15 protein-coding genes are annotated in these 13,598 nt (G+C 39.3%); 2 read left to right on the top strand and 13 right to left on the bottom strand.

What is annotated here, in order from left to right; all coding sequences use genetic code 11:
• Nucleotides 1-24: 24 nt before the first annotated feature.
• The 7 genes from M1D84_RS10325 to M1D84_RS10355 form a co-directional block, all read right to left on the bottom strand.
• A complete protein-coding gene (locus M1D84_RS10325) occupies nucleotides 25-159 on the bottom strand; it encodes a hypothetical protein (RefSeq protein ID WP_260627233.1) in 135 nt (44 codons plus the stop codon).
• 2 nt (nucleotides 160-161) lie between these two features.
• Nucleotides 162-1,253 (bottom strand): Rap family tetratricopeptide repeat protein, encoded by a 1,092-nt coding sequence (locus M1D84_RS10330; protein WP_332284353.1) that lies wholly within the window; start codon nucleotides 1,251-1,253, stop codon nucleotides 162-164.
• A gap of 389 nt (nucleotides 1,254-1,642) precedes the next feature.
• The gene (locus M1D84_RS10335; RefSeq protein ID WP_024425099.1) at nucleotides 1,643-2,011 is read right to left on the bottom strand and encodes a nuclear transport factor 2 family protein; all 369 of its coding nucleotides are present in this window, start codon (nucleotides 2,009-2,011) and stop codon (nucleotides 1,643-1,645) included.
• Nucleotides 2,012-2,436: 425 nt separating this feature from the next.
• Nucleotides 2,437-2,688 (bottom strand): hypothetical protein, encoded by a 252-nt coding sequence (locus tag M1D84_RS10340; protein WP_332284354.1) that lies wholly within the window; start codon nucleotides 2,686-2,688, stop codon nucleotides 2,437-2,439.
• A gap of 67 nt (nucleotides 2,689-2,755) precedes the next feature.
• Entirely contained in the window at nucleotides 2,756-3,100 is a 345-nt protein-coding gene (locus M1D84_RS10345) for a structural protein (RefSeq protein WP_185854420.1), read from the bottom strand.
• Between the two features lie 91 nt (nucleotides 3,101-3,191).
• Nucleotides 3,192-3,374, bottom strand: a complete 183-nt coding sequence (locus M1D84_RS10350; protein WP_041084758.1) for a hypothetical protein — start codon at nucleotides 3,372-3,374, stop codon at nucleotides 3,192-3,194.
• A gap of 468 nt (nucleotides 3,375-3,842) precedes the next feature.
• Nucleotides 3,843-4,328, bottom strand: a complete 486-nt coding sequence (locus tag M1D84_RS10355; RefSeq protein ID WP_332284356.1) for an SMI1/KNR4 family protein — start codon at nucleotides 4,326-4,328, stop codon at nucleotides 3,843-3,845.
• Nucleotides 4,329-5,012: 684 nt separating this feature from the next.
• On the opposite strand from M1D84_RS10355, the gene M1D84_RS10360 reads away from it, so the two are divergent.
• Nucleotides 5,013-5,234 carry a hypothetical protein gene (locus tag M1D84_RS10360; RefSeq protein ID WP_247721857.1) on the top strand — a complete coding sequence of 74 codons (222 nt, stop codon included), beginning with the start codon at nucleotides 5,013-5,015 and terminating at the stop codon, nucleotides 5,232-5,234.
• A gap of 1,051 nt (nucleotides 5,235-6,285) precedes the next feature.
• Here M1D84_RS10360 and glnA read toward each other — a convergent pair.
• From glnA to spoVK, 5 genes are all read right to left on the bottom strand, one after another.
• The gene (gene glnA / locus M1D84_RS10365) at nucleotides 6,286-7,620 is read right to left on the bottom strand and encodes a type I glutamate--ammonia ligase (protein ID WP_133743793.1); all 1,335 of its coding nucleotides are present in this window, start codon (nucleotides 7,618-7,620) and stop codon (nucleotides 6,286-6,288) included.
• 60 nt (nucleotides 7,621-7,680) lie between these two features.
• Entirely contained in the window at nucleotides 7,681-8,091 is a 411-nt protein-coding gene (locus M1D84_RS10370; RefSeq protein ID WP_025093274.1) for a MerR family transcriptional regulator, read from the bottom strand.
• 91 nt (nucleotides 8,092-8,182) lie between these two features.
• Entirely contained in the window at nucleotides 8,183-9,463 is a 1,281-nt protein-coding gene (locus M1D84_RS10375; RefSeq protein ID WP_044330410.1) for a methionine gamma-lyase family protein, read from the bottom strand.
• Between the two features lie 6 nt (nucleotides 9,464-9,469).
• Complete coding sequence (hflX, locus tag M1D84_RS10380; protein WP_024427043.1) at nucleotides 9,470-10,741, bottom strand: GTPase HflX; 1,272 nt, start codon at nucleotides 10,739-10,741, stop codon at nucleotides 9,470-9,472.
• 121 nt (nucleotides 10,742-10,862) lie between these two features.
• Entirely contained in the window at nucleotides 10,863-11,822 is a 960-nt protein-coding gene (spoVK, locus tag M1D84_RS10385) for a stage V sporulation protein K (RefSeq protein ID WP_024424083.1), read from the bottom strand.
• A 320-nt stretch (nucleotides 11,823-12,142) separates the two neighbouring features.
• Between spoVK and M1D84_RS10390 the strand changes: the two genes are divergently transcribed.
• Complete coding sequence (locus M1D84_RS10390; protein WP_024427042.1) at nucleotides 12,143-12,901, top strand: N-acetylmuramoyl-L-alanine amidase; 759 nt, start codon at nucleotides 12,143-12,145, stop codon at nucleotides 12,899-12,901.
• A gap of 67 nt (nucleotides 12,902-12,968) precedes the next feature.
• Here the strand turns inward: M1D84_RS10390 and M1D84_RS10395 are convergent, their stop codons facing one another.
• Complete coding sequence (locus M1D84_RS10395; RefSeq protein ID WP_024424084.1) at nucleotides 12,969-13,586, bottom strand: hypothetical protein; 618 nt, start codon at nucleotides 13,584-13,586, stop codon at nucleotides 12,969-12,971.
• Between the last annotated feature and the right edge of the window lie 12 nt (nucleotides 13,587-13,598).

Below are 13,598 nucleotides of genomic sequence, written 5' to 3' on the forward strand. Positions count from 1 at the left end.
GTGGTGGATTAAATCTAATCCCTTTTATGATCCTGCACCTCTAGAGAAAAGCAACACTACCTCATTTTTAGCATCTGCCTGAGTTTGTTGTCCAGCAGGCATTCCAAGAATTGCACCTAATAGCAAAGCGGTAGTAATCATCATCATTATCTTTTTCATGATCATATGACCTCCTTTCCTATAAGCGTACAAGATTTCAAAGCCAATTCCAAGAAGTAGTTACTTTCTTCATAAAGATTTAACTTTTTATATATGGAGGCAACATCAGGAGCTAGAGCCTCTATATCAACATATGCTTTTCTTTCTTCCAAAAGACATAGCCCTTTCTTGATGTCCTCATAGCTTTCCCGTGGTGTTGTATAACATTTCTCAAGGATATTGAATTTCAAAATAAAGTTTGTGTTTTGCTGTTCTTTAGAGAAGCTTTTCCCCTCAGCAACCCAACTTATTGCCTGATCCAACTGATTTGATTTGTAGCTTGATCTTGCAAATTCATACGCACATTGTAAGTATGAAACAGGAGCTGACTGTTTTAGATCATCTGCGAAAATTGCTTTGTTGAAATATTCAATTGCTTCTATATGGTGGTCATCCTGAATTTTGAGAAATCCCAAATCATAATAAGCCAACGCTAACAATCTCTTATCATTTTTTTCAATCAGTCTATCTACACAATCCAAAAGTATTCGTTCAGCTTTGTCTAGTCTACCGTCATCAATCAAATTCAGTGCCAACAACATATTACAGTTTATGGTCTGTATGCTGTAACCTTCATGACCTTTGTAGATGTCCTTTGCTGTTTGTAGATGATGGTGAGAAAGAAGCGTGACTTTATTGAAATAGTAGAGTGTGCCAATTTTATAATGGAACTCAGCCTTTTCAATTTCATCATGTACCTTGTCCAACTGTCTCTCAGCTACTCTGAATAGGACTAGGGCTTCTGAATAGTTATTTTTTGCACTCTCATACATACCTTTGAAAAGATAAAAGTAAAACCTTAGCATGTCATCTGTTTTGACTCTTTCATTTTCTGTTATTGTTGGTTGCCCCACTAAATCTTCCATCAGTACCTTAAATCTGTAATCAAGAATATTGAAATAGAGTAACACATCTTGATTTTCTTCCATTTCGCCTAACATTTCTTGAATCTCATCCCTCAGCTCTACTGCTTGTGAAACTTCCCTCTTTTTAATATGTAAATACCATTTGTTGAGCGTGTTTGCTACATCTACAGAAGAAATCAAATTCGACATCCCATTACCCCCTTGCTATCATTTCCTTTGTATAATTTTAACATGACATTTACAACATATGTAAAGACAAGGTGTTCATTTTAAAAGTTTTCGGTATCCCGCAAAATGCAAACATATGACTAATTGGCAATAGTAACATGTTCTTTTCGCATTCCGGCAATCGGGACAAGAACTTGTACCGATAAAATACCGATAAAATAAAAAGCCGCTAAAATAGCGACTTCAATGGGGACCATGTTCTTGTCCCTCGACAATCTTTAATAAACGGAGCAAATTTGTCCCTGGACAATTTTCTGTACCATTCATACGGAGTATCCCTCAACCGTGTTTAACCTCACATCGTATCAGTTTTAAGTGTATGTAATTGATGTTCTTGTCCCTGGACATCTTTAATCAATCTTACACGGTCTAAAAGTTTCATGTTTAGCTTCATACTCTTCTATTAATCGGATTTTATTTCCATCAAATCTAATCTTTGATATACCATCAAATGAATAAAGTTGTTCTTCTTTTGCTTTAAAATACCATTCTACAAAAAATAAGGTATCATTTACTTGATGAATATTTTTTATCTTCCATTCTAAGACAACTTGCTTCAGTAACATTTTTTTGATCCACAAATGGACTTCCTCTATACCCACATACATTGCTCCATAACATTCGCGGTAGATAATATCATCAGAAAAATACGTATCTAAAAACGTAAAATCTCTAGTTACCCACATAAAGAAATATTCTTTTATAATTTCTTCTTTCATAAGTACTCCTCTATTTTTTAATTAAGCGCAGTTCTTAACTAGTGTTTTGAATCTATTATATCAAAATGAACAAAAAAAAAGGTTCTTGGTTGGAATTTATGTCATTCTACACTCATTCGCTTTATTGGGGCACTTTAAAGCCTTGTTATATTAGCGGTGTACCAAGTAATGTATAAGGAGAATGTGAAGCTGCCGCGCTCTCGTTTAAGCTTGGGGGCGTGCCAAGCCCCTCGCCTATACGAAAAAGGGGTGCTCTTGTAAAGAACACACCCCTTTATTTAGGTAACTTAAATTCCGTTAAAAGAAAAGAGCCAATGATAACTACATCATTGGCTCTTCTTAACTTTAAAGATATAGTTTCTTTCAATCCACACTCCTCAAGAGAGCGACAAGCTAATAATACCAATCGTTCTAGCAAAGTCTAGTCAATTATTAGGTTTATTTGTTGCATCAATGTAATGCTTATTAGATTTCTTATTCTCTATAATATCTTCAGTCCTACCCAAAAGCATTTGAATTTCTTTTCTATTATACTGCTTTTTTATTTTCTCTTTAAATGCTGTTTGTTGATTAATAGTTGCTTTATGCATCTTTTTCCCAAATTGTTTCAAATAAATCTCAATGTATTTACTCTGTTCAAATGATGTAAATTCGTTGGTTTCGTTAATTTCATTCATAAGAAATCACCTCCTAAACATATATCGGAGGTGATTTGGAAATTTTCAGGTGTTCACTAAATTGGTTCTATTTAATGTAAAATTCGCTAGTGTAGAATGTTCCAAGAGTTGCAACATGATTGCCCTTTTTGTCGTAACGTTCTACATCCACTCTAAAGCGATAAGTACCTTTTTTGTTACAAAATGACTCTTTGATGTCAAATTGATCATAAAGTTTTTCACCTGGGTTAAGGGGGTTCCGGGAATTTGTTTTTATTGTCTCCCACTTTCCATTCACCTTTCTTTGTGGAATAAGATTGGGACCAGCACTAAAGTCATTGTGGTTTTGTACTGCAATTCGTACGACCTTATCCTCTCCAATTTTGTGATTAGCTTTTGTCGGGTTCGCCGACACTCCAAATCCTGATGCCATGCTCATCATCTCCCTTTTTATATTTTTGCGCTCCTATCCCTCACCAAAGCACGTGCAGCCATACACCCAAAAGACGACTGTTCCCATCAAATCATCGTTTCCTCCGGATACGGCCGCCTTGTCGTTGATACGTTTCGCGTCTCGTTCCCATGATTTCTTCCCACTCCCTATTCGTAATGGGATCAGCATCGTTCTCCTTCTTTCTATTAGAACCAGGAGCAATGCTTTTAAATTGCTTTAATGTCTCTTTAGAAACAGAAACCCTGATCTTCATTTCACTCGCTCCTTGCCGAATAAGCACCACCTTACGCTATTCGCTTAAATAGATTTTTGAATGATGACTACACTCCGAGAGGATGCCAAGTACAGTCATTCATCAAGTAAAATGAAAAACTGTCCTCGATACGGCTGCCGCAGACCAGCTGCTATCCAGGCTCAGAATGTCCCTCTCGTATGGCCACATTCCTCAACACCTTTGTTCCGTATCCAGATACGCCATTGATAAAGGAAAGGCGCGTCTCCCAATAAAAAAAGCGAACACCAATCAAGGCACTTAAAGTGCTCAATGATCAGCGTCCGCAGGTTCTTCCTTCTGGACAAAATATTCACGTTCGTTTTGCTTGTCTATATCATACGTTGATTCACTCAGGAAAAAAGGTCCCCTTTTTGTCGGCTTTTTCTCGGTTTTTTCTCGGCAATGCAAATAAAAAAAGTGCCCATAAACATGGACACTTTGGTTCTATTATTCCCAAAACGCATCGCCTTCAGATTCAATATACTTCTGAAGGAAAGTTTCAAAATCTACGTCAAGCAGCCTATACTCTAAACCGTCTTCAAATAGATAAAGGTTGGGATTTTCCTTATTTAGTATCAAGTAGCACCCTTCAAAAAGAGCAGCAATAGCTGTTCCATCAACCTGATCAAAAAAATCATTAGACAACTCGGATTCGATTTCTTTTAAACTGAAAACGTGTAATCCTCCACCTACCTTGTTCCCAAAAACTATGTCTTCAAATATTCTTGCGCCATTATGTAGACATAAAAACTCTTTGAGATCGTCAGGCAATGCATGATGTTTCTTTTCAAATTGTTTTATATTTTCTTGATCGGCTGGGGCATTGAAGGTACAGCACTTTTCATAGACTTCACCGTCTACCGAGAATTTGATGATGTTCTTCTCATCTAATTGATTTTCAAGCTTTTCTAATATCTGCACGATCCTACTCAATCTTTCACCTTCTATCTATATCCTCTCCACCAAGGAGAAACCTCTTGTTGATGCAGCGTTCTTGTGAGTGCATATAAATTACCCATTTTATTATCTCCACCATATTCTAAAGGTATAACATGGTGAATGTCTAAACCAGACCAATCCCATTTAGGATCTGTGTATTTACCAATATACCATTTGATATATTTATTTCGCATCTCCTACAAATATGCCGTCAACAGAACAACCATAAAGAAAATCGAATAAGCAAATCTCTTCATTCCGATACTCCTTTTCCAATTTATTTATAATATTGCTCAATTTCATCTAGGCTGTTTTCAAGTGCTCTTTCTATTTCCCGCATCTTTAGTTCATTTAAAAACTTCCTGATTTCTAAGAGAAGGAAACAGGCCTGTAGCACCGTTTGCCTCTTGTTCCTTTTTGTTATCCTCCTTCACCTTCAGGGCCCTATAAACCTTCAGCTCCTTGATCAGAGCATTTCGGACTTGTTTCTCATCGATCCCTGGTAGTAAACACAATTGTTCAGATTTCAGTCTATCACTCCTTGAAAGTTCATATTGAAATTTTCTTATAATCTATCTAAATCTGAAAACCGTTCTTATTTTTACAAAAAAACCCTTGAATTTTTTATAAAATATAGGATAATTAGGTATGTAAAAAATAAACTATGGAGTGTTTTAAATGAGATTAAAAAAAGTTTTAATTTGTTCCGCATTATCCTTTGCTTTACTTGTTTCTGCATCTCCTGCATTCGCTTCACCTTCTAATGCAGACAGCAAGATGAGTCAAAAGGTAATAACTCCTCAAGCTGAGTTGAAAACTATTCATCTAAAAGCCAATACACACAAAAAACCTATCAAATGTTTCGGTCTCTTTGGTCCTAAAAGATGCATAAAAGGTTGATGGTACTCGGACAGGCAAATATCAATGTTGATTTTAAAAATATCTAAGAGATAGGAGGATGACCCTCCTATCTCATTTTTAATTAGCTAATTTGAAAATATATAGCTGCCATCACTATGCCTGTTTTAATAATTTCAGAATCATTAGCAAATGACTTATTTTTGACTGTTACCTGCAGGAGGAAGCTCCTGCTATTTTATTTTGTGTGAACTCGATTAATTTAAATTTGTGAACTGGCCTTCGCGTGTAGTGATATCCGTTTTCCCGTAAATAGGTGCTTCAGCTAAAAACGCTTGGTTGGAATGATCATCTAGAATAATGCTTTCACTACTCCTTTGGTCATAAAGTTATAAATGGAAATGGTTGAATTTGTAAGTTTGTAAGGATTATTCATGTGCACAAAGCTTCCCATGTTATTCTGTAGTCTTCGCTTTTTTTATTTGCCTTGAAGACTTTGCAAATCACGTATACACATTCTAAATAGGTGTTCGTCCCTTAAATCTAAAGACAGATCAATCAGCATCTTCAGATACTTTAAGTACATAACCTTCCTCTTCTTTTTGATCATTCCCGCCAGAATCGTCTTTCACACTATGAGAGGAATCTGGAATCTAAATTATTATCATATGTTTCTTCAGTCTGCATCGGTTTACCTTCGTTAATCTGATCCTGATTTCAATCCCTCCACTTTACGTTCAATTTTTATGGAATTTTTCTTTAATCTTATTTTTTCTGCAGGTAAGCTCAATTCATCCTCTAACTGTTCCGGCTCATGATCAGCAATGTGAACTACACCACTGTGATCTACTCTGATAATTTATAATTAGACGCTCTGCATTTGCAAATATAGCGGAGAATATCGCTCCACTTGGACTTCGTACCAATCATTTCAGCAAGGTTTTGAATACTTTTTCTGAGACCTTCGTTGAAATTTGAAAGTCGCCTTTTTTGTGGGTGAATTGTGGATGATAGCTCCTTCATTTTGAAATATTAGAAACACCCACAAAAATAAAAACCCCCTGAAACCAATGGCTCCAAGGGGTTTTCTTTATTAATACTGAGACATATACTGATCACGTTCCCATGGGTGTACTTGGGTGCGGAACATATCCCATTCAATTTCTTTTGATTCGATGAAGTGCTCGAATAGGTGATCGCCTAGTGCGCTGATCATGACTTCGTTTGATTTTAGCAGCTCGAGTGCTTCTGCAAGTGTTGCAGGAAGGTCAGAGATGCCGTTTTCAAGGCGCTCTTCTTTGTCCATGACATAGATGTTTCTGTCGATTGGTGCTGGTGCTTCTAGTTTGTTTTTGATTCCGTCAAGACCTGCTGCAAGTAATACGCTTAGTGCAAGGTATGGGTTTGCAGATGGGTCTACGCTGCGCACTTCTACACGTGTGCTGATGCCGCGTGATGCCGGGATACGGATCAATGGGCTGCGGTTTTGTGCACTCCATGCTACATAGCAAGGTGCTTCATAGCCAGGTACAAGACGCTTGTAAGAGTTTACCGTTGGGTTTGTGACTGCTGTAAAGCTTGTTGCGTGCTTGACGATACCTGCGATAAAGTGTCTAGCAGTCTCGCTTAATTGTAAATCTGCTTTTTCATCAAAGAATGCGTTTTTACCATTTTTGAATAATGATAGGTTACAGTGCATACCAGATCCGTTTACACCGAACAATGGTTTTGGCATGAATGTCGCATGAAGACCATGCTTTCTCGCAATGGTTTTGACAACGAGTTTGAACGTTTGAATGTCATCACAAGAACGGATCGCGCCTGCATATTTGAAGTCAATTTCATGCTGCCCTGGTGCTACTTCGTGGTGAGATGCTTCAATTTCAAAGCCCATTTCTTCAAGCTCAAGTACGATATCACGACGGCAGTTTTCGCCTAGATCTGTTGGCGCAAGGTCAAAGTATCCGCCTTTATCGTTTAGTTCAAGCGTTGGCTCGCCTTTTTCATCTAATTTAAATAAGAAGAATTCTGGCTCAGGTCCAAGGTTGAAATCACTAAATCCTAGTTCTTCCATTTCCTTTAAGATACGCTTTAAGTTGTTACGCGGGTCTCCATCAAATGGTGTCCCGTCTGGCTTATAAATGTCACAAATAAAGCGTGCAACTTTACCTTTTTCTGCTGTCCAAGGGAAAATAACAAATGTGTTTAGATCTGGGTATAGATACATATCTGATTCTTCAATACGTACGAATCCTTCAATAGATGAACCGTCAAACATACATTTGTTATCGAGAGCTTTTTCTAACTGGCTCACAGGAATCTCAACATTTTTAATCGTTCCGAGAATGTCTGTAAATTGCAGACGGATGTACTTTACGTTTTCCTCATTTACTAATTTTACGATATCTTCTCTTGTGTACTTTGCCATTTCGTAAAACTCCTCCCCTACAAAAGGTAAAATGTGTATAGCAATGCTTTTGCTAATTGGTTAACGGAAGAACCTTGACATATCCCCCTGCCTAAAGGTCGTTCCTTGTTGGAAACGTCCAGCCTGAATGAGTTCTTTCTTCAGTAGCTTCCTGAGTTCATCATCTGTCAAGTTGTGCTTAGCTGTAGCTTTTTCCTCCGTCTTTGTATCAGACGATGGATTTTCTGCCTCAGCTTTGGCAAAAAGTTTTTTGATTCCTGCCATGTTTACACCTTGTTCGATGAGGTTTTTAATTTCTAGTAATTTATCAACATCATGAAAAGAAAATAATCGGCGGTTTCCATCACTTCTTGCTGGAAATACTAAACCATTTTCCTCATAATAGCGAATTTGTCTTGCAGATAATTCTGTTAGCTGCATGACAATCCCAATTGGGAATAAAGGCATTGAGCGGCGAATGTTATCACTCATCTCAACTGTCTCCTCCTCTTTGCTTAAATTTATTATATGTCATGTTATATTATGTGTCAACAAGATGTTAGGAATATTAACATGGATTTTTTTATTGAGCAGGCACTTCAATAAAACCTTGTTCCAATAAGGCATCGACAGCACTGCAAATCGCATTTTTCACATGCGCATACGTGAGTCCGCCTTGAACGTAGGCAGTATAAGGCGGTCTGATCGGACCATCGGCTGATAATTCAATACTGGCTCCTTGTACAAACGTGCCCGCTGCCATAATGACATCATCCTCGTAGCCCGGCATATAGCTTGCATGTGGTGTGACGTGACTATTAATCGGAGATGCATACTGGATTGCCTGACAGAACGCAATCATTTTTTTAGGATCCCCAAATTCGACTGATTGAATCAAATCCGTTCTTTTCGCATTCCACGCCGGGTTTGTTTGGAATCCGAGCTTCTCAAGAAAACGAGCCGTAAACACTGCGCCTTTTAAACTTTGAGCTACAACATGCGGCGCCAAGAAAAAGCCTTGATACATTTCTTGGAGCGCATACAGCGATGCACCCGCTTCACTGCCGATGCCTGGAGATGTCATTCGATAAGAGCAAGCTTCTACCCATTTTTCTTTTCCTACGATGTAGCCGCCTGTTTTGGCAAGGCCTCCGCCTGGGTTTTTAATGAGTGAACCGGCCATGAGGTCAGCTCCGACATGACACGGCTCTTGTAATTCAGTAAATTCACCATAACAGTTATCTACGAACACAATGATTTCTTCATTAATCTCTTTCACAAATGAAATCATTTGCTCAATTTCTTCTATAGTAAAGGATGGTCTTGACGCATAGCCTTTTGAACGCTGGATACCGATCACTTTTGTTTTAGAGGAAATCGACTCTTTTACTTTCTCATAATCGACGGATCCATCTTGTCGTAAATCAATGGCTTTGTAGTCAATCTGGAAGTCTTTTAATGAGCCTGTCCCTTCTTTCCCGCGAATCCCGACAATTTCTTCTAGCGTATCGTATGGTTTTCCCGTCATATAGATCAATTCATCGCCAGGTCTCAGCACACCAAATAAGGCAATGGAAATTGCGTGTGTACCGGAAATAATTTGCGGACGCACAAGCCCGCTTTCTCCGCCGAAGACATCCGCATAAATCTTTTCTAATGTGTCTCTCCCCATATCATCGTAGCCATATCCAGTCGTCGGATTAAAGTGAGAGTCACTGACTTTGTGCTTTCGATAGCTTTCAAGCACCCGCCACTCATTTTGTTCGCTCGTTTGATCAATTTGCTGATGCACGTGTAAAATCTCTTGTTCTGTTTCTGCTGCTGCTTTTTCTAAAATACTGCCGTGTTTTAATGTGTGAAACATCTTGATTTAATTCCTTTCCAACATATACTTCTTGATTTGACCTAAAATGGTCTGATCCTCACCACTATATCCGGTGATGTCATATATCTCTGCTTCTTTTTGAAATTCTAGTGATTCCACAAGCGTTTCTGATTTTAATGCGGAAATGAGCTTGCCTTCATGCGCTGGAATCTTTACATGATATGGCTTTAAAAAGGCTTTTTTCAGCTCGGCCATAATATCCGCTTTTAACCTTTTTACATCTTCTTTGCGCTTAGCACTGATTAAGATGTGGCGATGCTTTGAAGATGGGATGAAATCTGGTCTAATTTGATCTTCCTTGTTATAAACAGTCAGCATCGGAATGCGGTCCGCTTCTAATTCTTCTAAAAGCTCATGAACCGTTCGTTCGTGCCCTTCATAATCCTCATTAGAAGAGTCGATGACATGAAGCAAATAATCGGCTTCCTTCACTTCTTCAAGGGTGGAACGAAATGCAGCAATAAGTGTGGTCGGAAGGTCTTGGATAAAGCCAACTGTATCTGAAATCAGCACACTGTAGCCAGATTCTAATGTCATCTTACGTGTCATTGGATCAAGTGTCGCAAACAGCAGGTCCTCTTCATGACTATCCGCTTCTGTTAATTGGTTAAACAAAGTTGATTTTCCGGCATTCGTATACCCGACAATGGCAATTTGGAACACACCATTTTTCTTTCGGCGCTCCCGGTATCTTGTTCGGTGTTCTTTGACTGCAGATAACTGCCCGTTAATTTCGTGAATGCGGTTTCGAATATGGCGTCTGTCTGTTTCAAGTTTTGTTTCACCGGGACCTCTTGCGCCAATTCCGCCCCCTTGTCTTGAAAGGCTGATCCCTTGTCCACTTAGTCTCGGCAAGGCATACTGAAGCTGAGCAAGCTCTATTTGCAGCTTCCCCTCTCTTGTACGAGCTCTTTTTGCAAAGATATCTAAAATCAATTGCGTACGGTCAATAATTTTCACATCCAAAGCAGTCGCCAAAGCTTTAAGCTGGCTTGGAGAAAGCTCATCGTTAAAAATAATGACATCACATTCGAGTTCCTCGCAAAGCACTTCAAGTTCTTCTACTTTCCCTTTACCGATATACGTTGCACTGTCTTGTCTATTTCTCTTCTGCGTCATCACACTGACAGCTTCACCGCCAGCGGTTTTGGTTAAGGAAGCTAATTCTTCCATTGAGTATTGAAAGCGTTCATCCGTTACATGCGGCAATTGGCAGCCGACAAGGATCGCTTTTTCAGTCATTTCATGTTCATTCAACGTTAGTTGTTTCCTTTCTGTACTTAAGTTTTCAGTAGTACCATCATACCAAACACATCACACGTATACCACTATTCGGATGGTTTATTTTAGTGACTCTTTATAAAAAGGATACGCCATTTCAAGAAGGCGTATCCTCTTTCATTTGAAGATCGTGACTTTTAATGGTCAGCAGATCTTTTTTATCATAATGATCCACAAGAAGCAGTCTCATCGCCTGGGTTCGTATGGCTTTTTCAATGGTGTTTCGCACAAACCGGCCGTTGCTGAATTTTGCCGGGCTTGTGGTACTTTTAATGTGCATTAAATAATCCCGCAGCTTCCATTCGGCTTCTTGTGTAAATACATATTCTCTGTCTGCCATCATTCGTTTTGCAATATCCATGAGCTGATCAACTGTATAATCAGGAAAGCTGATGTTGATTGGAAATCTTGATTGCAGGCCGGGGTTTAAAGAAAGAAAATGATCCATTTCCTTGGAGTAGCCAGCAAGAATGAGAATGAATTCGTGCTGTTTGTCCTCCATATGTTTTACAAGGGTATCAATCGCCTCTTTTCCAAAATCCTTTTCTCCTCCGCGTGCAAGAGAATAGGCTTCGTCAATGAACAAAATACCACCTAGTGATTTTTTAATTAAATCCCTTGTTTTTTGCGCTGTATGACCAATGTACTCACCAACTAGATCACCGCGTTCTGCTTCAATTAAGTGACCCTTTGAGAGCACATTCATTTCAAAGAAAAGCTTCCCGACAAGTCTTGCAACTGTGGTTTTTCCTGTGCCAGGATTTCCTTTGAACATCATATGAAGCGCTTGTTTTCCTACCTTTAACCCTTGTTCCTGCCGTTTTTGATTAACAAAAATCCAAGCATAAATCTCTTTTATGTTTCGTTTCATTTCATCCATACCGACAAGGCTGTTCATTTCACGCTCTATTTCCCGTAAGATGCTGTGTTTTGCCTCATTTTTCTGCAAGGCTTCTAGGTATTCTGCCTCTGAGTCTGCATCAACCAATACTTGCTTTTGTCCGTTAAGTATAATATTGATTTGGCCGTTGTTTTTATATGTGACAGCTCGCTCCAACGTATTCACCTCTCGCTCTTCTCTCTTTATTCTATTCGGGTGGAGCTGTAATCGTGACAATCGCCCGCTTAAGCCCAAGTTTGCTGTCAAAATGACCCGAGATACCGAATATTGTAGGGATTTCTGCGGTTTCCCAGGAAATGATGTGCTATTTCCATTGTATTCATCCCGTTTGGGCGGACAAACCAACAATTTGCTTTTTCTTAGAAAAATGTAGCTTTTTAATCACAAATGATGCAGAAAAGAGTCTCAATGATTTCCGCATTTTGTACAGGCAATTCTTCTATTTTCTCATAAAATAAAGACGAGGTGATGAATAGATGGTGAAAATTTTTATTGATCCTGGCCACGGAGGAACAGATTCTGGAGCTAGTGCTAATGGACTTTTGGAGAAAAATATAACACTTCAAATCGCGCTTTTGTTGAGAGACATTTTGATTAGTGAATATGATGGGGTTTCCGTCCGCTTAAGTCGTTCAACTGACCAATCCGTCACTTTGTCCCAGCGTACGAATGCGGCAAACAGCTGGGGGGCAGACTATTTCGTGTCTATTCATATTAATGCTGGCGGGGGGACAGGGTTTGAAAGCTATGTGTATCCTGGCGTTTCAGCACCGACCACCACGTATCGCAATGCCCTTCATGATGAAATTGTCCGCTCGGTTGATTTTGCTAACCGCGGCAAGAAAACTGCGAACTTCCACGTTCTTCGAGAAACTTCTATGCCCGCTATTTTAACAGAGAATGGTTTCATCGATACAGCAGCTGATGCTAATAAGCTCCGCAACGCAACCTTCCTTCAAGGCATCGCTCGCGCTCATGCGACTGGTCTAGAAGAAGCCTTTCAATTGAAAAAAAAAGCAAGTAATCTTTATAAAGTGCAGGCAGGAGCTTTCAAAGTGAAAGCCAATGCAGATGAATTAGCAGCAACACTTAAATCCAAAGGCTTTGACGCGTTTGTTGTATTAGACGGCGGTATGTTCCGAGTGCAGGCCGGGGCTTTCCGTACAAAGCAAAATGCAGATGATCTCGTCGCAAGATTGAAGCAGGCCGGTCACGACGCATTCGTTTTCCAATAAGCTGAAGCTGTTGTAACGAAACAAACCGGCTCAAGTCTTCTGCTGAGCCGGTTTGTTGTGTATTCATTTACGCTAAGATGTTAACGACAAATTGAGACCATGTTTCAAGACGATCGAAGTATTCAGGCTTTTTCAAATCGGCTGCTTTCATCCATTTTCCTGAGATTTGATCTGTTTCTTTTACTTCCACATGAGCACCCGGAGATAGCTCAAGCGCTGATAACAGTCCGATGTGCACACGGCCGACACTGTTGTCATCGTCATTGATTAAACCAAGGGTTTTCATTTCAAGTTTGTCTTCTTCTTGAATAGAAAGTTCTTCGTCCAGCTCACGATCTGTATTTTCTTTTAGAATCTCAGCAAAGTTTTTTCCTTCGATGAAATTCATATGCCCCCCAAAGCCAAGAGATAACTTATGATGTAAGCGAGTCTCTCCCCCGCCTTGAAGTCTTTCGTATACATACACTTCGTCCTCACGCTTAATCACGACATAAGGAATCGGCTGCTTGAAGTCAGGATTTTCTTCTGCATCGCCTCTTCGCATTTGCTCGAAGTGCTCTTCGATTTCTTTCATAATGGTGCTGATTGTTTTCTCTTCACTGTTCACACCATTAAACGCAAGTGTTTCGTTTTGAAACACGCGTGCGCGTGGTGCTACTAAAATGATTTCGTCCATTTTTCCCATGTTCGGTAACCT

It is taken from the genome of Bacillus sp. PK5-006 (assembly GCF_054161415.1).

Coding starts and splice junctions, on each gene's coding strand:
- M1D84_RS10330 (WP_332284353.1), bottom strand. CDS start 1,253: ATGTCGAATTTGATTTCTTCTGTAGATGTAGCAAACACGCTCAACAAA.
- M1D84_RS10345 (WP_185854420.1), bottom strand. CDS start 3,100: ATGGCATCAGGATTTGGAGTGTCGGCGAACCCGACAAAAGCTAATCAC.
- M1D84_RS10325 (WP_260627233.1), bottom strand. CDS start 159: ATGAAAAAGATAATGATGATGATTACTACCGCTTTGCTATTAGGTGCA.
- M1D84_RS10360 (WP_247721857.1), top strand. CDS start 5,013: ATGAGATTAAAAAAAGTTTTAATTTGTTCCGCATTATCCTTTGCTTTA.
- M1D84_RS10350 (WP_041084758.1), bottom strand. CDS start 3,374: ATGAAGATCAGGGTTTCTGTTTCTAAAGAGACATTAAAGCAATTTAAA.
- M1D84_RS10375 (WP_044330410.1), bottom strand. CDS start 9,463: ATGTTTCACACATTAAAACACGGCAGTATTTTAGAAAAAGCAGCAGCA.
- M1D84_RS10390 (WP_024427042.1), top strand. CDS start 12,143: ATGGTGAAAATTTTTATTGATCCTGGCCACGGAGGAACAGATTCTGGA.
- M1D84_RS10395 (WP_024424084.1), bottom strand. CDS start 13,586: ATGGGAAAAATGGACGAAATCATTTTAGTAGCACCACGCGCACGCGTG.
- M1D84_RS10370 (WP_025093274.1), bottom strand. CDS start 8,091: ATGAGTGATAACATTCGCCGCTCAATGCCTTTATTCCCAATTGGGATT.
- M1D84_RS10335 (WP_024425099.1), bottom strand. CDS start 2,011: ATGAAAGAAGAAATTATAAAAGAATATTTCTTTATGTGGGTAACTAGA.
- glnA (WP_133743793.1), bottom strand. CDS start 7,620: ATGGCAAAGTACACAAGAGAAGATATCGTAAAATTAGTAAATGAGGAA.
- M1D84_RS10340 (WP_332284354.1), bottom strand. CDS start 2,688: ATGAATGAAATTAACGAAACCAACGAATTTACATCATTTGAACAGAGT.